Source organism: Aquamicrobium sp. LC103, assembly GCF_001014615.2.
In the GTDB taxonomy this organism is placed as follows: Bacteria; Pseudomonadota; Alphaproteobacteria; order Rhizobiales; family Rhizobiaceae; genus LBCQ02.
The window spans coordinates 440,298-463,296 of the sequence record NZ_LBCQ02000002.1 but is presented as its reverse complement, the minus strand read 5'-3'; the positions used below and the strand labels follow the sequence as shown (position 1 = coordinate 463,296).

Annotated in this window: 21 protein-coding genes; 15 read left to right on the top strand and 6 right to left on the bottom strand. The window is 65.9% G+C overall.

Features of this window, described 5'->3' with window-relative positions; all coding sequences use genetic code 11:
• The first annotated feature begins 200 nt into the window (after positions 1-200).
• From rpsF to XW59_RS05605, 12 genes are all read left to right on the top strand, one after another.
• A complete protein-coding gene (gene rpsF / locus XW59_RS05660) occupies positions 201-668 on the top strand; it encodes a 30S ribosomal protein S6 (protein WP_047143920.1) in 468 nt (155 codons plus the stop codon).
• Positions 668-916 (top strand): 30S ribosomal protein S18, encoded by a 249-nt coding sequence (gene rpsR, locus XW59_RS05655; RefSeq protein ID WP_019170551.1) that lies wholly within the window; start codon positions 668-670, stop codon positions 914-916. The genes rpsF and rpsR overlap by 1 nt, the downstream gene beginning before the upstream one ends.
• Before the next feature lie 209 nt (positions 917-1,125).
• Positions 1,126-1,710, top strand: coding sequence for a 50S ribosomal protein L9 (gene rplI, locus XW59_RS05650; protein WP_047143919.1), 585 nt, complete (start codon positions 1,126-1,128; stop codon positions 1,708-1,710).
• A 128-nt stretch (positions 1,711-1,838) separates the two neighbouring features.
• The gene (locus tag XW59_RS05645; RefSeq protein ID WP_047143749.1) at positions 1,839-3,128 is read left to right on the top strand and encodes a cyclopropane-fatty-acyl-phospholipid synthase family protein; all 1,290 of its coding nucleotides are present in this window, start codon (positions 1,839-1,841) and stop codon (positions 3,126-3,128) included.
• A gap of 250 nt (positions 3,129-3,378) precedes the next feature.
• Positions 3,379-4,869, top strand: coding sequence for a replicative DNA helicase (locus XW59_RS05640; protein ID WP_047143748.1), 1,491 nt, complete (start codon positions 3,379-3,381; stop codon positions 4,867-4,869).
• Between the two features lie 15 nt (positions 4,870-4,884).
• The gene (gene alr, locus XW59_RS05635) at positions 4,885-6,060 is read left to right on the top strand and encodes an alanine racemase (RefSeq protein WP_052957996.1); all 1,176 of its coding nucleotides are present in this window, start codon (positions 4,885-4,887) and stop codon (positions 6,058-6,060) included.
• A gap of 186 nt (positions 6,061-6,246) precedes the next feature.
• Positions 6,247-7,641 (top strand): DNA repair protein RadA, encoded by a 1,395-nt coding sequence (gene radA, locus XW59_RS05630; protein ID WP_047143746.1) that lies wholly within the window; start codon positions 6,247-6,249, stop codon positions 7,639-7,641.
• A 74-nt stretch (positions 7,642-7,715) separates the two neighbouring features.
• Positions 7,716-8,276 carry a CvpA family protein gene (locus XW59_RS05625; RefSeq protein ID WP_047143745.1) on the top strand — a complete coding sequence of 187 codons (561 nt, stop codon included), beginning with the start codon at positions 7,716-7,718 and terminating at the stop codon, positions 8,274-8,276.
• Positions 8,277-8,315: 39 nt separating this feature from the next.
• Positions 8,316-9,788: an amidophosphoribosyltransferase gene (gene purF, locus XW59_RS05620; protein ID WP_047143744.1), complete on the top strand. Its 1,473-nt coding sequence runs from the start codon at positions 8,316-8,318 to the stop codon at positions 9,786-9,788.
• 70 nt (positions 9,789-9,858) lie between these two features.
• Positions 9,859-10,620 carry an SDR family NAD(P)-dependent oxidoreductase gene (locus XW59_RS05615; RefSeq protein ID WP_047143743.1) on the top strand — a complete coding sequence of 254 codons (762 nt, stop codon included), beginning with the start codon at positions 9,859-9,861 and terminating at the stop codon, positions 10,618-10,620.
• 110 nt (positions 10,621-10,730) lie between these two features.
• Entirely contained in the window at positions 10,731-11,102 is a 372-nt protein-coding gene (locus XW59_RS05610; RefSeq protein ID WP_136067960.1) for a hypothetical protein, read from the top strand.
• A 225-nt stretch (positions 11,103-11,327) separates the two neighbouring features.
• A complete protein-coding gene (locus XW59_RS05605; RefSeq protein ID WP_047143741.1) occupies positions 11,328-12,779 on the top strand; it encodes an NCS1 family nucleobase:cation symporter-1 in 1,452 nt (483 codons plus the stop codon).
• Positions 12,780-12,822: 43 nt separating this feature from the next.
• Here XW59_RS05605 and XW59_RS05600 read toward each other — a convergent pair whose 3' ends face one another.
• Positions 12,823-13,326, bottom strand: coding sequence for an OsmC family protein (locus tag XW59_RS05600; RefSeq protein WP_047143740.1), 504 nt, complete (start codon positions 13,324-13,326; stop codon positions 12,823-12,825).
• A gap of 192 nt (positions 13,327-13,518) precedes the next feature.
• Between XW59_RS05600 and XW59_RS05595 the strand changes: the two genes are divergently transcribed.
• Both XW59_RS05595 and XW59_RS05590 read left to right on the top strand, forming a co-directional pair.
• Positions 13,519-14,403: a DMT family transporter gene (locus tag XW59_RS05595; RefSeq protein WP_047143739.1), complete on the top strand. Its 885-nt coding sequence runs from the start codon at positions 13,519-13,521 to the stop codon at positions 14,401-14,403.
• A gap of 111 nt (positions 14,404-14,514) precedes the next feature.
• A complete protein-coding gene (locus tag XW59_RS05590; protein WP_047143738.1) occupies positions 14,515-16,734 on the top strand; it encodes an AMP-binding protein in 2,220 nt (739 codons plus the stop codon).
• 1 nt (position 16,735) lies between these two features.
• On the opposite strand, the gene pssA is transcribed toward XW59_RS05590, so the two are convergent.
• The 5 genes from pssA to XW59_RS05565 form a co-directional block, all read right to left on the bottom strand.
• The gene (pssA, locus tag XW59_RS05585) at positions 16,736-17,548 is read right to left on the bottom strand and encodes a CDP-diacylglycerol--serine O-phosphatidyltransferase (RefSeq protein ID WP_047143737.1); all 813 of its coding nucleotides are present in this window, start codon (positions 17,546-17,548) and stop codon (positions 16,736-16,738) included.
• A gap of 9 nt (positions 17,549-17,557) precedes the next feature.
• On the bottom strand, positions 17,558-18,256 hold the full coding sequence (locus tag XW59_RS05580; RefSeq protein WP_047143736.1) for a phosphatidylserine decarboxylase: 699 nt from the start codon (positions 18,254-18,256) through the stop codon (positions 17,558-17,560).
• Between the two features lie 79 nt (positions 18,257-18,335).
• A complete protein-coding gene (locus tag XW59_RS05575) occupies positions 18,336-20,231 on the bottom strand; it encodes an ABC transporter ATP-binding protein/permease (protein WP_047143735.1) in 1,896 nt (631 codons plus the stop codon).
• A 16-nt stretch (positions 20,232-20,247) separates the two neighbouring features.
• Positions 20,248-20,592, bottom strand: a complete 345-nt coding sequence (locus XW59_RS05570; RefSeq protein WP_047143734.1) for a metalloregulator ArsR/SmtB family transcription factor — start codon at positions 20,590-20,592, stop codon at positions 20,248-20,250.
• Positions 20,593-20,718: 126 nt separating this feature from the next.
• Entirely contained in the window at positions 20,719-22,272 is a 1,554-nt protein-coding gene (locus XW59_RS05565; protein ID WP_137326984.1) for a LysM peptidoglycan-binding domain-containing protein, read from the bottom strand.
• A 112-nt stretch (positions 22,273-22,384) separates the two neighbouring features.
• Here XW59_RS05565 and XW59_RS05560 point away from each other — a divergent pair, with 112 nt between their 5' ends.
• A complete protein-coding gene (locus XW59_RS05560; protein WP_047143732.1) occupies positions 22,385-22,996 on the top strand; it encodes a TIGR00730 family Rossman fold protein in 612 nt (203 codons plus the stop codon).
• Positions 22,997-22,999 lie beyond the last annotated feature (3 nt).

Genomic DNA, 22,999 nt, shown 5'->3' with positions numbered 1-22,999 from the left:
CTGGGGGCTGAACGGAGGGCCGTGCGTTTTTTCCGCAAGGGAAGACCGCGTGTGTGAAGGCAGAAGGCCTTCCGCCTCCCGTGTCTCCGCTCTCGACCGTCTCGTCATGCTCCTTTCTTCGCCGCAACCGCGGAAAAGAGAAGTTGCAGAGGCTTAGCCGCTGGGCGCCGGACAGGGAAAACGAAGAAAGGCAAGACAATATGGCTCTTTACGAACATGTGTTCCTTGCCCGGCAGGACCTCTCGCCGCAGCAGATCGAAGCCCTCGTGGAACAGTACAAGGGTGTGATCGAGGCGAATGGCGGTTCCGTCGGCCGGGTCGAGAACTGGGGACTGAAGTCCCTCACCTACCGCATCAACAAGAACCGCAAGGCCTACTACACCCTCATGGACCTGACGGCTCCGGCCGCCGCGATCCAGGAGATGGAACGCCAGATGGGCCTGTCGGAAGACGTGCTGCGCTTCATGACGATCCGCGTCGAAGCGCACGAGGAAGGCCCGTCCGCGATGATGCAGAAGCGCGACGACCGCAGCGACCGTTTCGGCGACCGTCCGTCGCGTTTCGGCGATCGTGGTGACCGCGGCGGCGATCGCGGTGATCGTGGCGGCGACCGTGGTGACCGGGGCCCGCGCCGTCCGCGCGAAGCTGCTGAAGGAGCTGCAGAATAATGGTCGACATCAACCAGATCCCGACGCGGCGTCCGTTCCACCGTCGCCGCAAGACCTGCCCGTTCTCCGGCGCCAACGCACCGAAGATCGACTACAAGGACGTCCGCCTCCTGCAGCGCTACATTTCCGAGCGCGGCAAGATCGTGCCGTCCCGCATCACGGCCGTGAGCCAGAAGAAGCAGCGCGAGCTCGCCAAGGCGATCAAGCGCGCGCGCTTCCTCGGCCTGCTTCCCTACGTGGTGAAGTAAGTTCCGGTTCCGGGCGGTCCCGATCGGGGATCGCCCGGACCCCTCCTCCGCGTTGGGCGCGGCGGAGAAGCATGAAAATCCCGAGTTGGGCCGATCGGCCCTAACTGCCAGGCAGGCAGGACAGCGAAACGGCCTAGCGCCCCTTCTTTTGCTTCCTTGCCTGTTCCGGAATTTCCGCCAGAGATGGCGACGTTGAAAGGAACATGAAAATGGAAGTCATTCTCCTCGAACGCATTTCCCGTCTCGGCCAGATGGGCGACACGGTGAAGGTCAAGGACGGTTTCGCCCGCAACTTCCTTCTGCCGCAGGGCAAGGCGCTGCGCGCGAATGAGGCCAATAAGAAGAAGTTTGAGGGCCAGCGCGCCCAGCTCGAGACCCGCAATCTCGAGCGCAAGTCGGAGGCCCAGCAGGTCGCCGACAAGCTCGACGGCAAGAGCTTCGTGGTCGTCCGCTCCGCCGGCGAAACCGGCCAGCTCTACGGCTCGGTCTCGACCCGCGACATTTCCGAAATCCTCACCGCCGAGGGCTTCTCCGTCGGCCGCAACCAGGTCGAGCTGAACCAGCCGATCAAGACGATCGGCCTTACGAATGTTGCGATTGCGCTGCATCCCGAGGTCGAGGTCACCATCACGCTGAACATCGCCCGCTCGGCTGACGAGGCGGAGCGCCAGGCGGCCGGCGAGAAGCTGGATTCGGCCGAGGCGATCTACGGCGACGACATCAACGAGAACGCCCGCCCCGATGCTTTCTTCGACCCGAACGAAGAAGGTTTCGAGGACGAAGAGAACGCCTGATCTCTTCGAACGGCACCGAAAAAGCGATGCCCGGATGGCGACATCCGGGCATTTTTTTGTCTTGAACGGAACCTCGGGAGGGTCACATAGTTACCTAAGGTTGTCTTATGCCTTAGGTGGACGAGAGAATGAACAGACTGCTTCAGGGCGTCGTCGGGCGCCTGGTTCGCACCGGAAACCTCACGGTCACGGATCCCGACGGGATCGTCGACGTCTTCGGCGACGGAACCGGAACGCCGGTCCACGTCGTCATCAAGACGCATCATGCGCAGCGCGCGATCACCATGGATCCGATGCTGGCGGTGCCGGAAGCCTACATGAACAGCGAGCTCGACATCGTCGAAGGCGACGTGATGGAGCTTCTTCACACCGTCTATCAGAACATGGGCCCGCACGGCGTGGAAGCCGCCTGGATGAAGGCGCTCGACAGCTTGCGCCATGCCTTCCGCCGGCTCCAGCAGGTCAACACCGCCGGGCGCTCGAGGCGCAACGTCGCGCACCACTACGACCTTTCCGGCGAGTTCTACCGGCTTTTCCTAGACGAGGACCTGCAATATTCCTGCGCCTATTTCGAACGGCCCGACATGACGCTGGAGGATGCGCAACTCGCCAAGAAGCGGCATATCGCGGCCAAGCTGAACCTCAAGCCCGGCCACCATGTGCTCGACATCGGCTCCGGCTGGGGCGGCCTCGGCCTCTATCTGTCACGCACCTTCGACGTCGACGTGCTCGGCGTCACCCTCTCCACCGAGCAGCACGCGGTCGCGACCGACCGGGCGCATGAGGAAGGGCTGCAGAGCCGCGTCCATTTCGAGATCAAGGACTACCGCTCCCTGCAGGAACGCTTCGACCGGATCGTGTCGGTCGGCATGTTCGAGCATGTCGGCGTCAACCACTACCGCGCCTTCTTCGAACGCTGTGCGGCGCTGCTGAAGCCGGATGGCGTCATGGTGCTGCACTCGATCGGCCGCTCCGGGCCGCCCTCGGCCACCAACGCGTTCATCCGCAAGCACATCTTCCCCGGCGGCTACATCCCCGCCCTCTCCGAGGTGCTTCCGCATATCGAGAAGGCCGGCCTGGTGGTCACCGACACCGAAATCCTGCGGCTCCACTATGCCGAGACGCTGCGCAACTGGCGCGAACGCTTCATGGCGAATCGCGACAAGGCGAAGGCGATCTACGACGAGCGCTTCTGCCGGATGTGGGAATTCTATCTCGCCGGCTCGGAGGCCTCGTTCCGCTGGCAGGACATGATTGTGTTCCAGATCCAGCTCGCCCTCAAGAACGACGCGCTGCCTATCACCCGCGACTATATCGGCAAGTGCGAGAAGGCGATCGTCATGCACGAGATGGGGCATGCGCCGCAGCCGGCGTCGCCGCGCGCCCGCGGAAGGCGCAAAATGGCCGACGGCAAATAGCGGATAACCTTATTTTCCTGTTTTGTTCTCCTCGGCGCGGCGCTAAGCTGCGCCGAGCTGATTCGTGTCAACCGCAAAAGGAAGAGCGGGCACGCTTGCCTGTGAGTTGCTGTGTGTATCGCGAAACACTCCGATCTCGGCAGGAATCCGCATTGGCCCAAACCGATTCTCGGGGTAGGACCGATGCATTGGATGCCGGGATTTGGTGTTTCGTTCTATCCGGCGAATAACACGAATCGATGGAACCGGCATGGCTGAGGCAGCCCGCAAACTCAATGCGGCGGAAACACCGCTTTATCGGGAAGCTCCGAACAATATCGAGGCCGAGCAGGCGCTTCTGGGCGCCATCCTCGTCAACAACGACGCCTTCTACCGCGTCTCCGACTTCCTGAAGGCCGCGCATTTCTACGAGCCGCTGCACCGCAAGATCTACGAGGTGCTGGCCGAGCTGATCCGGATGGGCAAGATGGCCAATCCGGTGACGATCAAGACCTTCCTGCCGGCCGACGAGAAGGTCGGCGAAATGACGGTGGCGCAGTATCTCGCCCGGCTCGCCGGCGAGGCGACGACGGTCATCAACGCCGCCGACTACGGCCGCGCCATCTACGACCTCGCGACGCGGCGCGCGTTGATCACGGTCGGCGAGGACATGGTCAACATCGCCTATGACGCGCCGGTGGACATGTCGCCGTCCGACCAGATCGAGGACGCCGAGAGGCGGCTCTTCGAGCTTGCCGAGACCGGCCGCTACGACGGCGGCTTCGAAAGCTTCAGCGATGCGGTCAAGACCGCCGTGGACATGGCCAACGCCGCCTATATGCGCGACGGCCATCTTTCCGGCGTCGCCACGGGCCTGCGCGACCTCGACCGCCGCATGGGCGGGCTGCAGCCCTCGGATCTGATCATCCTTGCCGGACGTCCCGGCATGGGCAAGACGTCGCTCGCCACCAACATCGCCTTCAACATCGCGGCCTCGTACGAGCCGGTGCAGCAGGCGGACGGTTCGTTCAAGGCAGCGAACGGCGGCGTGGTCGGCTTCTTCTCGCTGGAAATGTCGTCCGAGCAGCTCGCCACCCGCATCGTCTCCGAACAAACGGAAATTCCGTCATCCAAAATTCGCCGAGGCGAAATCAACGAAGCGCAATTCGAGCAACTCGTCGGTTGTGCGCAAACGATGCAGAAGCTTCCGCTGTTCATCGACCAGACCGGCGGCATCTCGATCGCCCAGCTCGCCGCCCGCGCCAGGCGGCTGAAGCGGCAGCGCGGGCTCGACGTGCTCGTCATCGACTACGTCCAGCTCATGCAGGGCACCAGCGCCCGCGCGCAGCAGAACCGCGTCCAGGAAATCACCGAGATCACCACCGGCCTCAAGGCGCTGGGCAAGGAACTCGGCGTGCCGATCATCGCGCTTTCGCAGCTCTCCCGTCAGGTCGAAAGCCGCGACGACAAGCGTCCGCAGCTTTCCGACCTGCGCGAATCGGGCTCGATCGAGCAGGACGCCGACGTGGTTCTCTTCGTCTATCGCGAGGAATACTATCTGAAGAACAAGGAGCCGAAGCCCGGCACCGAGGAGTACATCAAGTGGGAAGGCGAGATGCACGAGGTCAAGGGCAAGGCCGAGGTCATCATCGCCAAGCAGCGTCACGGTCCCACCGGAACCGTCTCGCTCGCCTTCCAGGGCGAGTTCACCCGCTTCTCGGACCTGGCCGAGGAACATCATCTGCCTGAACGTTTCGAGTAGGAATTGAGCGACTTTATTCCATTCTCTCCCGACAGCGCCCACCAGGGCGCCGACCCGAGGCTTGCCGGCGGCAGGCTGACGATCGACCTCGGCGCGCTGGCGGAGAATTACCGCATGCTCGCGCAACGGGCCGCCCCCGCCAGGGTTGCGGGCGTGGTCAAGGCCAACGCCTACGGCCTCGGGATAGCGATGGTCGTGCCGACGCTGTGGCAGGCGGGCTGCCGGACGTTCTTCGTGGCCCTTCCGGAGGAAGGCATCGCCGCGCGGCGGGCGGCGCCCGGTGCCGACATCTTCGTCCTCAACGGTCTTTTCGGGCCTGAATCCGCCCCCGCCTACGCCCAGCACCGCCTGATGCCGGTATTGAACACGCAGGCGGACATATCGGCATGGGAAGCTTTCGGATGGGATGGGAAAGCGCCGCGCCCGTGCGCCATCCACGTCGATTCGGGCATGAACCGGCTCGGCGTGACGGCGGAGGAGCTGCATGCCTTCGCCCATGAAAACTCGCTGACGCAGGCCGTCACGCCGCTGCTGCTGATGAGCCATCTCGCCTGCGCCGACGACGCCGCCAGCCCGATGAACGCGAGGCAGCTTGAATCCTTTCAAAAGGTTAGACGGATTCTCGCAGATTCCGATTCAAGTCTCTCGAACTCGGCCGGCATCTTCCTCGGCCCGGACTACCATTTCGACCTCGTCCGTCCCGGCATCGCGCTCTATGGCGGCGCGCCCTACAATGGCGGCCGGAATCCGATGAAGCCGGTGGTGACCGCGGAAGCGCGCATCGTGCAGGTGCGCCACGCGCGCGCCGGCGAAACCGCGAGCTACGGCGCGAGCGCGGCACTCGCCCGCGACACGGTCATCGCGGTCGCCTCGGTCGGCTATGCCGACGGTTACCCGCGTTCGGCCTCGGGCGCCGGCGTGCCGCTGCGATACGCGGTCACGAACGGCGCGCACGGCTTCCTGCACGGCAAGCGCGTGCCGCTGCTCGGCCGCGTCACCATGGACCTCACCCTGTTCGACGTGACGGGACTTGGCGACGCGGCGAATGTCGGCGACCATATCGAGCTCTTCGGCCCCAACATTCCGATCGACGAGGCGGCGACGGCCGCCGGCACGATCTCCTACGAGCTGCTGACCTCGCTGGGGAAGAGATACTACCGGCACTACGTGGCGGCGGATCAGCCGCAATGACCGGCGCTTCCCCTTCCCCCTCCGCCACGCGTCGCATCCTCCTGCCCCGCTTCGCGGGGGAGATACCGCCGTCGCGGCCGTCGCCGACCTTGCTGCTTCCTGGCGACTTCGTGCCTCCACCCCCTGCCCGCTCATGGCGACGCGGAGACGACAGCCATGCCGCCGCACGGGGAAGAACCCGTCCCCATGGCTAAGTCCCGCGTCCAGTTCATCTGCCAGAATTGCGGCACCGTCCACACGCGCTGGGCGGGCAAGTGCGACGCCTGCGGCGAATGGAACACGCTGATCGAGGAAGGCACGTCCGGTGGCATCGGCAGCGGCCCCTCGGGCATGCGCAACGCCCGCAAGGGCCGCGCCGTCACGCTGACGACGCTGTCCGGCGAGATCGAGGAAGCGCCGCGCATCGTGTCGGGCATCGGCGAACTCGACCGGGCGACGGGCGGCGGCTTCGTCCGCGGCTCGGCATTGCTGGTCGGCGGCGATCCCGGCATCGGCAAGTCGACGCTCCTCACCCAGGCGGCGGCGGCCCTCGCCCTTCGCGGCCACCGCGTCGTCTACGTGTCCGGCGAGGAGGCGGTCGCGCAGATCCGGCTGCGCGCGCAGCGGCTGAACGCCGCCGAGACGCCGGTAGAGCTCGCGGCCGAGACCAATGTCGAGGACATATTGGCGACGATCGCCGACGGCAGGCGCCCCGACCTCGTCATCCTGGATTCGATCCAGACGCTGTGGACCGACATGGCCGATTCGGCCCCCGGCACGGTCACGCAGGTGCGCGCCTCGGCCCAGGCGATGATCCGCTACGCGAAATCCACAGGCGCGGCGGTGGTGCTCGTCGGGCACGTCACCAAGGAAGGCCAGATCGCCGGCCCGCGCGTCGTCGAGCACATGGTCGACGGCGTCCTCTATTTCGAGGGCGAAGGCGGACATCACTACCGGATCCTGCGCACGGTGAAGAACCGCTTCGGGCCGACCGACGAGATCGGTGTCTTCGAAATGTCGGACAAGGGTCTGCGCGAGGTGGCCAACCCGTCCGAGCTGTTCCTCGGCGAACGCAGCGCGAAAGCGCCGGGCGCCGCGGTTTTCGCGGGCATGGAAGGCACCCGCCCGGTGCTCGTCGAGATACAGGCGCTGGTCGCCCCCTCCCCGCTCGGCACGCCGCGCCGCGCCGTGGTCGGCTGGGATTCGGCGCGGCTTTCGATGGTGCTCGCCGTGCTGGAGGCGCATTGCGGCGTCCGCTTCGCCACCCACGACGTCTATCTGAACGTCGCCGGGGGCTACCGGATTTCGGAACCGGCGGCCGACCTCGCGGTCGCGGCGGCGCTGGTTTCGTCTCTCACCGGACTTGCCCTTCCGGCGGATTGCGTTTATTTCGGCGAAATCAGTCTTTCGGGGGCAATCAGGCCTGTCGCGCATGCGCAGCAGCGTCTGAAGGAGGCGGAAAAGCTGGGCTTCGGGCAGGCGGTCATGCCGGCGTCGAGCGAGGACAAGGGCGGAGGTCAGAGATCGGCCTTCCAACCGGACACCCTCGCTGACCTCGTGGCGCGGATCGCCGGGTCGAAGGGGCGGAGCACGGAAGACTGACGCGGAAACGCGCGGTGCCGTATTTCGAATGAACACGGCCGATTTGGTGGCCGGCGCTATGGAGTGGAGCCACAATGCCCATTACGCTGCTTGACGGAATTCTCGTCGGCTTCACTCTGGTCTCGGCGATGCTGGCGATGGTGCGCGGCTTCTCGCGCGAAATCCTGTCCATCGCCTCCTGGGCGGCGGCGGCGGCCGCAGCATATTTCTTCTACCCCGTTGTATTGCCCTACGTGCAACCCTATGTGGACAACGCGCAGATCTCGATCGCGGCGGCGGCGGCAATCGTCTTTCTCATCGCCCTGATCATCGTGACGGTGATCACCATGAAGATTGCCGACTTCATCATCGATTCCCGGATCGGCGCGCTCGACAGGACCCTGGGCTTTCTCTACGGGGCGGCTCGCGGTATCCTCGTCGTGGCAGTGGGCTTCCTGTTCTTCAGCTGGCTGGTGGGAACGAACTCGCCGCCCTGGATAGCGGAAGCCAAGTCGCGGCCGTTGCTGGAAGGCATCGGCAACTGGCTTGAAGGAGTTCTGCCGGACGATCCGGAAAATTCGATCCTCAATCGGGTCTCACCGGATGCCGACACTCCCGAAGCCGAACAGCCGGCCGAAGCTCAGCCCAGCGACTAACACGGCCGACGTGAAACTCCACCGGAAGGGCGCAGCCTGATGGCAGACGCAGACGATACCCCGTTTTCATCCGGTGCCGACGACCGCTTTCACGACGAATGCGGCGTTTTCGGCATTTTCGGCCGGCAGGATGCCGCCGCCATCACCACTCTCGGCCTGCACGCGCTCCAGCATCGCGGCCAGGAAGCCGCGGGCATCGTCTCCTATGACGGCAGCCAGTTCCACGTCGAGCGCCATGTCGGGCTCATCGGCGACACCTTCACCAAGCAGTCGGTGATCGACCGGCTGCAGGGTACGCGCGCCATCGGCCACACGCGCTACGCCACGACGGGCGGCGCCGGCCTGCGCAACGTGCAGCCCTTCTTCGCCGAGCTTTCGACCGGCGGCCTCGCCGTCGCCCACAACGGCAACATCACCAATGCCCTGACCGTGCAGCGCACGCTGCAGAAGCAGGGCGCGATCTTCTCCTCCACCTCCGACACCGAGACGATCCTGCACCTCGTCGCCACCAGCAAGGAGCGCGACATCAATTCGCGCTTCATCGAGGCGATCCGCCAGCTCGAGGGCGCCTTCTCGCTCGTCGCGCTCACCTCGAAGAAGATGATCGGCGTGCGCGACCCGCTCGGCATCCGCCCGCTCGTGCTCGGCGATCTCGACGGCGCCTGGATTCTCGCCTCGGAGACCTGCGCGCTCGACATCATCGGCGCGCGCTTCGTGCGCGACCTGAAGCCCGGCGAGATGGTGGTCGTCACCTCCAAGGGCATCGAGAGCCTATTTCCGTTCGAGGCGCAGAAGCCGCGCTTCTGCATCTTCGAATATGTCTATTTCGCCCGGCCGGATTCTTCCGTCGAGGGCCGCAACGTCTACGACGTGCGCAAGCGCATCGGCATGGAACTCGCCATCGAAAGCCCGATCGATGCCGATATCGTCGTTCCGGTGCCGGATTCCGGCACGCCCGCCGCGATCGGTTTCTCGCAGCAGGCAGGCATTCCGTTCGAGCTCGGCATCATCCGCAACCACTATGTCGGCCGCACCTTCATTTCGCCCGGCGATTCGATCCGCCACATGGGCGTGAAGCTGAAGCACAACGCCAACCGCCGCATGATCGAGGGCAAGCGGGTCGTCCTCGTCGACGATTCCATCGTGCGCGGCACGACCTCGCAGAAGATCGTGCAGATGGTGCGCGAGGCAGGCGCGCGCGAAGTGCACATGCGCATCGCATCGCCGCCCACCCGCGCCTCGTGCTTCTACGGCGTCGATACGCCGGAAAAGTCGAAGCTGCTCGCCTCGCGCATGACGGTCGAGGAGATGGCGGAGTTCATCCGCGTCGATTCGCTCGGCTTCCTCTCGATCGAAGGGCTCTACCGCGCCGTCGGCGAGGCCAACCGCAACGCCGAGCAGCCGCAATTCTGCGACGCCTGCTTCACCGGCGAGTATCCGACCCGGCTGCTCGACCACGAAGGCACGGACAATGTGCGCACGCTGTCGCTGCTGGCGACCGGCGCGCAGTAGGCAGCAGCTATATCGCAGACCTTGCCGCCCTATTTAGGGGCAACATAGGGCACCTACATAGGAAACCGGCATGACCCCTCCCCTCGACCTCACCGGCCGCGTGGCCCTCGTCACCGGCGCATCGCGCGGCATCGGCTATTTCATCGCCAGGGATCTCGCCGCGGCGGGCGCGCATGTGATCGCGGTTGCCCGCACGGTGGGCGGGCTTGAGGAGCTCGACGACGAGATCAAGGCCGAAAAGGCGCGCAGCGGCAAGGGCGAGGCCACGCTGGTGCCGCTCGACCTTACCGACATGGCCGGCATCGACCGTCTCGGCGGCGCCATCCACGAGCGCTGGGGCAAGCTCGACGTGCTCGTCGCCAATGCCGGCGTGCTCGGCGTCATCGCGCCGATCGGCCATGTCGAGGCCAAGGTGTTCGACAAGGTGATGTCGATCAACGTGACCGGCACCTGGCGGCTGATCCGCTCCGTCGACCCGCTGCTGCGCCTGTCGGACGCCGGCCGCGCGATCGTCATGTCGTCGGGGGCGGCCCATTCGGCGAAGGCCTATTGGGCTCCCTATGCCGCCTCCAAGGCGGCGGTCGAGGCCATGGCCCGCTCTTGGGCCGACGAGACGAAGAACCTCGCCTTGCGGGTGAACTCGGTCAATCCCGGCGCGACGCGCACCGCCATGCGCGCCCAGGCGATGCCCGGCGAGGATCCGCAGACATTGCCGCATCCCTCCGAGGTGGCGGCGAAGATCGTCGCGCTGGCAAGTCCCTCGCTCGGGGAGACCGGGCTCATCTACGACGTCCCGCAAGGCAGGTTCATCTCCTACCGCATGCCGGAATAGTGAAGGGGCGTGAAAAGCGCTGCCCCGGTCAAACACTGGACCAAATTCCGGCGCATGTGGTAGCCTAGTGTCAGATTGCGGGGCATCAGATGTTTGGAAGGGTCGATGAGATGACCGGATTTTCCGTTTCGCCATTTGCCGGGCTGCTTTGCGGCGCGCTCCTGTTTGCCGCGACGCCCGCCCATGCCGACGTCTTCAGCTCGCAGTCCTTCTCGGGCGACCCGGCGACCATGGACCAATTGCCGGGCGTCAATCTCGACTTCTCGTCCAACGGCATCATCACCGGAACGAGCAGCTGCGTCGAAAAGCAGGGTCCCGCCTTCGAGACGCGCCACGGCATGCGGTCGAGCACGGTGCAGGAGTGCACCATCGGCAATTTCACCTTCAGCAGCGGCGTCGCCAATTCGACGCCGAAGGTCTATGACGAGACCTATGGCGGCAACCCGCCGCCCTGGGCCGCCGGCTGGCGCCCGAGCCGGTAAGCCGGCGAAGCGCCGGGTCCCGGCGCTTCCCGACTCCTTGTCCGGCAAACAGACAAGCCCGCAAATCCAAAAATCTCTTTCCTGATATTCGTTGCAATCGAGACCTCGACTGCGATGGGCGATAGCGCGATGCTGCCTGACGCTGCGTAATCCGGCGACGCCGATCAACGTCGTTTCCGCGCGAGAAAAACCCGCATCGAATATCGCAGAGAGGGGATTTGCGACATGCAGGAACACGAGCTCACGATCCGACGGATCGACCCGTCACTCTACAACGAGGATCTCGCGCCGCTTCACCCGAAGAAGCGGAAGTGGGGCTGGTTCGAGATATTCAACGTCTGGGCGAACGACGTGCAGAGCCTGTTCGGCTACACGCTCGCCGCCTCGCTCTTCCTCACCTACGGGCTGAACGGATGGGCGGTGTTCGCGGCGATCGTCGTCGCCGGCTTCATCGTCATGTTCCTGGTCAATCTCTCCGGGCGGCCGAGCGTGAAATACGGGATTCCCTATCCGGTCATGGCGCGTGCCTCGATGGGCGTGCGCGGTGCCAACTTTCCCGCGCTGGTGCGCGGCATCGTAGCCATCTTCTGGTATGGCGTGCAGACCTATTTCGCCTCCACGGCGGTCGCTCTCCTGATCAACTCCGTCTTCGGCATTTCCGGCGGCGCGCAGTTCCTCGGCATGACGGCCGTCGGCTGGATTTCCTACGTCATCGTCTGCGCGTTCCAGCTCGCCCTCTTCCTGCGCGGCATCGATTCGATCGCCCGCTTCCTCAACTGGGCGGGCCCGCTGGTCTACGTCGTCATGATCGCCCTGATGATCGCCATCTGGTACCAGGCCGGCGGCGGACTGCTTTCGGCGGTCGGCGACATCTTCCAGGGAACCGGCACCTATGAGGGCAGCTCGATCAGCGCCTTCGTCGCCATCGTCGGCACGATGGTCGCCTATTTCGCCGCCGTCATCATCAATTTCGGCGACTTCTCGCGCTTCGTGAAGACCGAATCCGAAATGCGCAAGGGCAACCTGCTCGGCCTTCCGGGCAATCTCGCGCTCTTTTCCTTCATCGCGCTGTTCGTCACGGCGGGCACGGTGGCGGTGTTCGGCGAGGCGCTGACCAACCCGGCCGAGATCGTCGAACGCGTCGACAATCTGCTGCTCACGGTGGTCGCCGCCATCACCTTCTTCGCCGCGACCGTCGGCATCAACCTGGTCGCCAACTTCATCCCGCCGGCCTACGACCTCGCCAACCTGTCGCCGTCGCGCATCTCCTCGCGCACCGGCGGCATCATCGCGGCGGTCATCGCCTTCTTCATCGGCGCGCTGTGGGTGTCGTTCATCAGCAATATCGGCATCACCGGCTTCGTCGACACGCTCGGCGCCGTGCTCGCGCCGCTCTACGGCATATTGGTCGTCGACTATTATCTCGTCCGGCGCCGGCAGCTCGACGTGCAGCAGCTTTTCTCGGCTGAACCCGGCTCGGCCTATTATTACGACAATGGCTGGAACATGAGGGCGCTGGTCGCCTTCTTCATCGCGGCCGTCTTCTCGGTCGCCTCGGTATGGGTGCCCGCCCTCGCCGATCTCTCCGGCTTCGCCTGGCTCATCGGCGCGGCGCTCGGCGGCGGCCTGCACTACGTCCTGATGCGCGGACACACCGTCCTGGCGCCCGCGCAGTAAATCAGGTCGGGCCGGCGGGGAGTTCCCTCCGGCCCCTCTCCCGTCAATTCACCGAAACGGTCAGCTCAGGCTTGGTGTTGATCGTCTGAAAGACCACGCAATAGCGCTCCGTCAGCTTGAGGAGCGTGTCGATGCGTTCCTGCGATTCGTCAGTGTCGAGATCGAACGACAGACGTATCGCCCGGAAGCCGACCGGCGCGTCCTTCGCCACGCCGAGCGTGCCGCGAAAATCGAGGTCGCCTTCCGCCTCGACGCTGGCATTGCCGAGCTTGAAGTCGAGCGCCGTCGCGACCGCCTTCAAGGTGACGCCGGCGCAGGCGACCAGGGCTTCGAGGAGCATGTCGCCCGAGCAGAGTTCCAGGCCCGAGCCTCCGGTCGCCGGATGAAGACCGGCCACCGCGATCGCCTTGCCCGTCTCCACCTTGCAGGCGATCGCCTGTTCGTCGAGCGATCCCCTGGCGCGCAGGGTGACGAGCGCGCTTCCCGCATCCTCGCGATACCTGTCCTTGATCGGGCCCTGCATGGCCTTCAGTCCGTCGGCGTCCATCGGCTTCCTCCTCGTTGACGACTTAACCTTGTTAACACATGCGCCGTCGCCGGGCCGAAGCTTTTTGCCGGCCACGGCTGGCTGAATCGATGGATTTGCGTGGCGTAGCGCTGCGCCTCGGCGGCGGGCGTAATGTGCGCCGAATTCCCGCAGACAAGCCCGCCGGCCACGGCGCTCCCAGGATCGTCCGCAATGGCAGACACCACGATCGATACCGGCGAGAAGATCATGGCGGGGATTCTCCTGACCAGCTTCGCCTATTTCCTCTTCTCCGTGCACGACGCCGTGGTCAAGCTGCTCGTGGTCTCCGTCTCGGTGTGGCAGGTGATGTTCTTCCGCTCGACGACGATCCTCGTCGGCTGCGGCCTGATCGGCGGACGCAAGCTCTTCCGCGAATCAGTCGCCTCGCCCATCGTCAAATCCATGCTGCTGCGCTCGTTCCTGATCCTCGCGGCGTGGCTTTGCTTCTATACCGCCGCCCGCGACCTCCAGCTGGCCGAGCTGACGACGATCTATTTCGCGGCACCCGTCATCGTCACGGTGCTTTCGATCCTCATTCTCGGCGAGCAGGTTCCGGCGACGCGCTGGGTGGCTGTGCTGACCGGCTTCGTGGGCGTCTTCATCGCCTGCAACCCGCTTGATCTCGGCTTTTCCGGACCGGTCCTGCTGGTGCTCGCGGCCGCGGCCTTTTGGGCGCTGTCGATCGTGCTCCTGCGCCGCATCGCCACGCGCGAGCGCACCCTCGTCCAGCTCGTGCTGAACAATCTCTTTTTCGTCGTGGTCGCCGGCATCGGAACCGCCCTCACCTGGCATACGCCCGACCTTGGCGAACTCGCGCTGCTGCTGGGCGCCGGCATGCTCGGCGGCGTCGCCCAGTTCGCGCTCTTCGACGGCATGAAGCGCGCGCCGATCTCCATCATCGCGCCCTTCGAATACACGTCGCTGATATGGTCCTTCGTTCTCGGCTACCTGATCTGGAGCGATCTTCCGCGAACCGAGGTTTTCTACGGCGCGGCCCTCATCATGGCGGCGGGGTTGATCATCATCCTCGGCGAGCGGCGAAGACGGGCGGCCTGAGGTTCTCACGAAAGCTTTCATCCGCACATTGACGTAGAGCGCGCATCCGCTACCCTTTAGAGCTTGTCGGTGGCTTGGACCGCGGCGGACGAAATAGCTGGGAGGAGCAGCATGATCCTAGCCGGGACGATCGTGGCCGGTATCGCGGCGCTGTGGCTGGCCTGCGCGACCGTGCTGAAATCGAGACACGGGATTTCGCTGCGGCAGGCATTCTTCCTTGCCCCGCTTTCGCTTGCCTACCGCGTCGACGCCGCCGCGCTGCGCGACAAGCGCAACGAAAAGTCGGTCATATATGCGGTCTCGCACCAGTCGCGGCTCGAACCGGCACTGATGCTGAGCCTGCTGCCGGAAGACACGCTGCACATTCTCGACGAATATTCGGCCAAGGCGATCTGGCTCGAACCCTGGCGCGAGCTGGCGCGCACCATCGCCTTCAACGCGACCCATCTTTTCGTCAGCCGCCGCCTCGTCCGCCATCTGCGCGGCGGCGGAAAGCTCGCGGTCTATTTCCCGCCCGAGGTCGAGCCGGACCAGCGCACCTTCAGGCTCTATCGCGCGGTCGCCCGCATCGCGCTCAAGGCGGACGCTAAGATCGTGCCGATCTTCGTTTCAGGGTCCCGCAACTCCGTCCTTTCGCTCGCCGCGCGCGAGGATGCCCCGCGGCACCTTTTCCCGCGCCTTGCCGTCCATGCGCTCGAGCCGAGGACCATCACCGAATTGATGGAGAGGGCGGCGCCGGTTCCGATCACCGCCTCCAACGCGCTTTTCGACCGGGTCATGCAGACCCGCTACGAGGCGGCGGAGCGGTCGCGGACGCTGTTCGACGCGCTGCGCTCGGCAGGCAGGCTGCATGGCGGGACGCGCATCGTGCTGGAGGACACGCTCGGCGCCTCGATGAGCTACCGGACGATGCTGACCGGCGTGCGGGCGCTGGCGAAGCGTTTCGCACGGATCGGCGGCGACGGCGATGCCATCGGCCTCCTCTTGCCCAACGCCGCCCCCACCGCCATCGCCTTCTTCGCGCTCGGCTCGGCCGGCCGCGTCGCCGCGATGCTGAACTACACGGCGGGGCCCGCCAACCTGGCGGCGGCGATACGCACCGGCCGGATCGGAACGATCGTCTCCTCGCGCGGCTTCGTCGAAAAGGCCCAGCTCTCCGACGAGATCGCCGCCGTGGAGGCGGCCGGCGCGACGATCCTCTGGCTGGAGGACATCCGCGCCGAGATCGGCGGCATGGAAAAGGCCCTCGCCTATCTCCAGCGCAGGCGGGCCGTCGGGCGGCGCGATCCGGACCAGGCCGCCGTCATGCTGTTCACCTCGGGCTCCGAGGCGACGCCGAAGGGCGTGCTGCTGTCGCACGGCAACCTGCTCGCCAATGTGGCGCAGATCGAGGCGCGCGTGGAGTTCTCCCCGGCCGACAAGCTGCTCAACGTCCTGCCGGTCTTCCATTCCTTCGGACTGACGGGCGGGATGATCCTGCCGCTGGTATCGGGCGTGCCGCTCTACCTCTATCCCTCGCCGCTGCACTACAAGGCCATCTGCGAGACGGCGGCAAGGATCCGCCCGACGGTCCTGCTCGGCACCGACACCTTCCTTGCCGCCTATGCGCGCGTGGCGAAGGACGACGACTTCGCCAGCCTGCGGCTGGTGGTGGCGGGCGCGGAGCCGGTGCGCGGCGAGACGCGCCGCGTCTGGCGCGAGCGTTTTGGCACCGAGATCCTCGAAGGTTTCGGCATGACCGAGGCCGCTCCCGTCATCGCGCTCAATTCGGCGACGCATTCCCGCGACGCAACGGTCGGGCGTCTCCTGCCGGCCATGCGCGTGCGGATCGAGTCGGTGGAGGGCATCGAGGACGGCGGGCGGCTGCTCGTCGCCGGTCCGAACGTGATGATCGGCTACGCGGACCCGGCCGACGCGCCGGATGCCACCGAAGGCTGGCACGACACCGGCGACATCGTCCGCTTCGACCGCGAGGGCTTCATGACCGTGCGCGGCCGCGTGAAGCGCTTCGCCAAGATCGCCGGCGAGATGGTGTCGCTGGGCGCCGTCGAGATGCTGGCGCATGATCTGTGGCCGGACGCCAAGCATGCGGCGATCGCCGTGCCCGACGATCGCAAGGGCGAGCGCATCGTGCTTCTGACGACGGCCGGCGAAGCCGACAGGAACGCGCTGCGGCAGGCGGTCAGGAAGGCCGGCGCCGCGGAGGTCGTCACGCCGTCCGACATCGTGAAGGTGGAGGAGATACCCGTGCTCGGCACCGGCAAGACCGACTATGCCAGGGCGAGGCAGATCGCGCTCGACAGCCTCGGCCTCGATGAGGCGGCCGCCTGACCTACTCCGGCCCGGCCTCGCCGGAGGCGGCTTCCTCGCGCGCCGCCCGCCGCGCGAAGGCGCGGGCGCTGAACGGCAGGAAGATCAGATAGGCGATCGCGCTCGCCGCCATCGTGTGCCAGGTGTAGCTGAACAGCAGCGCGACATAGAGGACGATGGCGAGCATCAGCGGCATGACGATGTCGCGGCGGATGCGGATGCCGGACTTGCCGGAGTAGACCGGCAGGCGGCTGACCATCAGGAGCCCCACCCCGACGGCGAAGATCGCGGAGGCGACGGCGAAGCCGACGCCGAGCGGAACGCCGAGGAAGCCGATATAGATCGGCAGCATGACGAGCAAAGCGCCGGCGGGAGCCGGCACGCCGACGAAATAGTCGGCCTGCCAGGCCGGCCTGCTCGGGTCTTCCAGCATCACGTTGAAACGCGCCAGCCGCAGACAGCAGGCGATCGCGAAGAGGAGAGCGGCGATCCAGCCGATCGCTCCGGCGCCGTCGAGCACGAAGGCGTAGAGCACGAGGGCCGGCGCCACGCCGAAATTGACGATGTCGGCGAGCGAATCCATCTGCGCGCCGAATTTCGACGAGGCCTTGAGCAGGCGCGCTATGCGGCCGTCGACCGCGTCGAGCAGTGCCGCGATCAGCACCATCGCCACCGCGATCTCGAAACGCTGCTCGAAGGCGAGCCGGATGCCCGAAAGTCCGGCGCAGATGGCGAGCACGGTGATCAGGTTCGGGATGACGAGGCGGACCGGGATGCCGCGCAAACGCCTGCCCCGCTTGACGCCGTGAGGTTCGAACGGGGGGAACGGGGCCACGTTGCCGCCTTACGACACGCGCACGAGCGGCGAGGCGGCGGAGCCTCCGAATTCCGCGATGACGGTCTCGCCGGCCACTGCCGTCTGGCCGACGGCGACGCGGGGCGCGGCGCCTTCCGGCAGATAGACGTCGAGCCTGGAGCCGAAGCGGATGATGCCGAAGCGCTCGCCGATCGCCAGATCGTTGCCGGCGTCCGACCAGCAGACGATGCGGCGCGCGACGAGGCCCGCCACCTGCACGGTCGCGACAGTGCCGTTGGGGCTCTCGATGAGCAGGCTGTTGCGCTCGTTCTCGGAGCTCGCCTTGTCGAGGTCGGCGTTGAGGAACTTGCCCGGCCGGTATTCGATCCTCGAAATGCGGCCGCGCACCGGCGAGCGGTTCACATGGCAGGAGAAGACGTTCATGAAGACCGAGACGCGGGTCATCTCGGCTGAGCCGAGCCCCAATTCCTGCGGCGGCACGGCGGGGCCGACCATCGAGACCACCCCGTCGGCGGGGCTGACCACCAGACGGTCGTCGACCGGGGTCACCCGTTCGGGATCGCGGAAGAAATACGCGCACCAGCCGGTGAGGATGAGCCCGATCCAGAAAAGCGAGGTCGAGAAGATGCCGAGGACGATCGTGACGGCGGCGAAGCCCGCGATGAAGGGATAGCCCTCGCGATTGATCGGCACGAACGTGTTCTTGATTGTCTCGGTCAGGCTCATCCAGGCTCAATCGTCGCTAGTGAAGATGGGCCTGATTAGCCGAAACGGCCCCCGGCTGCAACGCGCGATTGGGCGAGCCTCATTCGCCCGGTTGCACCTCCTCGGTGCGGCGGCGCACGACGACGCCCAGTTCGTCGGTCTCGCGGGCGCGGCGCAGGCGCTCTTCCGCCTCCGTCGCCTCACGCTGGCGATCCCACATGGCGGCGTAGAGCCCGCGCGCGGCAAGAAGCTCGCCATGGCGGCCGCGCTCGGCGATCGCGCCGTCCTTGAGAACGATGATCTCGTCCGCCGAAATCACGGTGGAAAGCCTGTGCGCGATCACGAGCGTCGTGCGGCCGCGGCTCACCACGTCGAGCGCCGCCTGGATTTCCTGCTCGGTATGGGTGTCGAGCGCCGAGGTCGCCTCGTCGAGCATCAGGATCGGCGGTGCCTTGAGAATGGTGCGGGCGATCGCAACGCGCTGCTTCTCGCCCCCGGAAAGCTTCAGGCCGCGCTCGCCCACCATCGACTTGTAGCCTTCCGGAAGGCGCTCGATGAAGCCGCCGATCTGCGCCAGCTCGGCGGCGTGGCGAACCTCCTCCTCGGTCGCGGAGGGGCGACCGTAGCGGATGTTGTAGGCGATCGTGTCGTTGAAGAGCACGGTGTCCTGCGGCACCATGCCGATCACGTTGCGCAGGCTTTCCTGGGTGACGTCGCGGACGTCCTGGCCGTCGATGCGGATCGCGCCTTCCTGGATGTCGTAGAAGCGGAAGAGCAGCCGCGAGATCGTCGACTTGCCCGCGCCGGACGGACCGACGATCGCCACCGTCCTGCCGGCGGGAACCTCGAAGCTGACCCCCTTGAGGATCGGCCGGGTCGGGTCGTAGGCGAAGTGCACGTTCTCGAAGCGGATCGTCCCCTTGGAAACGACCAGCTCCTTCGCGTCCGGCCTGTCGCGCACCTCCTCCTTCACGTCGAGCAGGTCGAACATCTGCTCGATATCGGTCAGGCCCTGGCGGATCTCGCGATAGATGAAGCCGATGAAGTTCAGCGGGATGGAAAGCTGCATCAGCATGGCGTTGACGAAGACGAAGTCGCCGATCGTGTGGGTTCCGCGCGCGACCTCCCAGGCCGACAGCGCCATGGCGGCCGTCATGCCGAAGCCGAAGATCACGCCCTGGCCGAAATTCAGCCAGCCGAGAGAGGTCCAGGTCTTGGTGGCCGCCGCCTCGTAGCGCGCCATGGAGCGGTCGAAGCGCTCGGCCTCCATGTTCTCGTTGCCGAAATATTTCACCGTCTCGAAATTGAGCAGCGAGTCGATCGCCTTGGTGTTGGCGTCGGTGTCGCTGTCGTTCATCTCGCGGCGGATGGCGATGCGCCAGTCGCTCGCGCGCACGGTGAACCAGGTGTAGAGCCACACCGTCACCGCGATGATGGCGACATAGATCCAGCTATAGGCGACCGCGAAGATGATCGCCGTCAGGACGAATTCGAGGATCGTCGGCACCGTGTTCAGGATGGTGAAGCGGACGATCGTCTCGATGCCCTTCGTGCCGCGCTCGATGATGCGGGAAAGACCGCCGGTGCGCCGTTCCAGATGGAAGCGGAGCGACAGATTGTGCATGTGCACGAAGGTCTTGTAGGCGAGTTCGCGCACCGCGTGCTGGCCGACGCGCGCGAACAGGGCGTCGCGGAGCTGGTTCAGGCCCAGTTGCACGATGCGCACGACATTATAGGCCACGACCAGCATGATCGGACCGATCAGAATGACGGGCAGGTAGGCGGGCGGCTGGAACTCGCCGGCAAGCTCGTCCGTCGCCCATTTGAAGAAATAGGGGACGAGCACCAGGATCAGCTTGGCGATGACCAGGAAGAAGGTCGCCCACACGACCCGCATCTTCAGGTCGGCGCGATCGGCGGGCCACATATAGGGCCACAGGTTCGACAACGTCTTGAACGTCGTGCCCGACTCGGCGGAAACAGTCTTGCCTGCCAAAATTCTCGTCCTTGGTTCAGTCGGCGCGCTTGTCCGCCGGCGGGGCGCAGCAGGAAACGAGCAACTGGCCTACCGTCTGCGAAAGCTCGGCAAGAGCGGCGCGGTCGACCTCGTAGCGGGAGCGCTGGCGCTCCGGGGTAAGGCGCAGAAGCCCCGCATCGACCAGAACCCGCAGATGCTGCGAGACGGTGGACTGGGCGAGATCGAGCCGGTCGACGACCTCCTTGCAGCAGCAGGCTTCAACGCCGGCCAGATGCTGCAATATCTCGATGCGCGCCGGATGCGAGAGCGCGGCAAGCTTGTCCGCGATCGCCTTGCGTTCGCAGCACCCTTCCATTTCCCTGTCGCCGTGAAGTTTCATCGTAAATCGACGATATACGATGAAAGCCCATCGGACACAAGCCGCCGGAGAATAAAATTCTCCGCATTGCCGGCAAAACGGCAATCCGAACTCGCCAAGCGCCGCCGGTTTCCGCGATGAAGGAGCCTATCGGCTGACGGGAGCGGTGTCGCCCTCGGCACCCGGAACGGCCTGATCGGCCACCGCGCCCATGTCCGCGCGCTCGCCTTCCTCGGTCTCGCCCGGAACGGTGAAGACCTGCCCCGGCCATATACGGTCCGGATTGCGGATCTGATCCTGATTGGCGAGGTAGATCGTCGAATAGCGTACGCCGCGCCCATAGACGCGCCGCGAAATGTGCCAGAGCGTGTCGCCCCTGCGGATGATGACCGACCCGTCGACGCGCTGCAGCTTCGGCGCCGTCACATCCGCCTCGTCCGCCTCGCCGCCTTCGAGGCGGGCCGTCTTCGATACGCCGCCCGCCGCGGGCTCGCCTTGCGGAGCGGATGCGGCGGGATGGTCCTGCGGCCTCGGCTCGCCTGCGGTTTCCGGCGCGGCTTGACCCTGCGACGGCGCGGGAGGCGTTCCCTGGGCTTCGGGAGCGGCGTTGGCCTGCGGCGCGCGTCCGCTGGTCGCGCCGGGAGCGATCGCGGCTATCGACTCGCCCGGCTCGCGATAGAACGGCACCGCCGCGCGCGCCAGCACGCTGCCGTCGGCGTCGAGCAGATCGGCGCGAATGATATAATCCCCCACCGGAAGATCGCGCTTGGCCTCGACCAGGAAGCGTCCGCCTTGTTCGACCCGGGCATCGCCGAGCAGGATCTCGTTGGCATAGACGCGGACCGTCCCGCCGGCGGCGGCCGTTCCCGCGACGAACACCGTCCCGCCCTCGATCTCGACCGCTTCGACGGCGACGCGCGACAGATCGGCGGGGGGCGCGGCCGTCTCCGGTTCCTCGGTCTGCGGCGTGGCGGCGATCTGCGGTTCGGACGGTGCCGCGGGTTCGGTTTCATCCGCCGTCGCGGGCTCGCTTCCTTCTGCCTCGTCCGCGGGCTCTGCGTCAGGCTGCGCCGCCGCCTCGTCCTGCGGCGCGGGCGCCGCCTGCGCTTCCCCGCCTTCCGGTGCGGGCTTCGCCTCCGGCACGGTGATCAGTCTCGACGGCGCGCCCGGCTCCTCGACCAGCGCCAGCACCTGGCCATCGGCGTTATCGGGCACCGACACCACTGCCGTCTCGGTCGAGGTGGCGACGACATTCTCGGGGGCGGTCGAACGCAGCACGAGCTGGTAGTCGCCGGGCTTCAACGGGTCGTCGAGCGTGGCGACGAAATCCCCGCCTGCGTCCGCCTTCGTCGTCGCGAGCACCTCGGTGCCGGCGACGATCTCCACCGTCGAATTGGGAGCCGCGCGGCCGGCGATCACCAGCGAGCCGTCGGGCTCCACCCGCACGATATCGAAAGCCGGAACGACGATGGTCTTCGCCGCCTCCGGAGAGGCCGGGGCCTCGGGTTTGGGCTCCTCGGCTTTCGCGGCGGGCGCCGGCGCTTCCTCCTTGGCGGGAGGCACGGCGTTCGGCACCGCCGCGACGATGGGCGGCTTGTCGCCAAGCCACGGATCGAGCAATCCGGTATAGTAGGCCGTACCGGCCGCCGCCACGGCGCCGCCGCCGACAAACAAAAGCGCCTTCAACAAGGTCACGCCCATAGTCCAAGTTCCCTTAACCGCCTAAGGCGGGTCTAGCGCTTTTTAACAAGTGCTACAACAAAAAGCCCTGCGTATCTTGACCGCAGCCACGGACATATTCACCAATCGATCCATGAACCTGATTCGATCCGTCTGCGTCTATTGCGGTTCCTCGCCGGGCCTGAACGACATCTACATGGATGCGGGCTACGAACTCGGTCGCTCGATAGCCAAGGCCGGCCTGGGCCTCGTCTATGGAGGCGGCACGAGAGGCGTCATGGGCGCGGTCGCGCGCGGCACGGCGGAGGCCGGCGGCAAGGTGACCGGGATCATCCCCCGCTTCCTGATGAACAAGGAAGCGACCGAAACCGCGCTGCAGCGTCTCGACGAAGTGATCGTGACCGAGGACATGCACGCCCGCAAGCACACGATGTTCGAGAAATCCGACGCTTTCGTGGCCTTGCCGGGCGGCATCGGCACGGTCGAGGAGATCGTCGAGATCATGACCTGGGCGCAACTCGGCCGCCACCGCAAGCCGATGGTGTTCGCCAACATCGCCGGTTTCTGGAACCCGATGCTGCATCTGATGGATCACATGAAGGCCGAAGGTTTCCTCCACACCTCGCATCTCGTCCGCCCGATCGTCGTCAACGAGGCGAAGGAGATCGTGGCCGCGATCCTCTCGGCCGCCGCCTCGACCGACCTGCCGTCGGAAGGCGACCCGAAGGTCATCGACAAGATGTAGCGG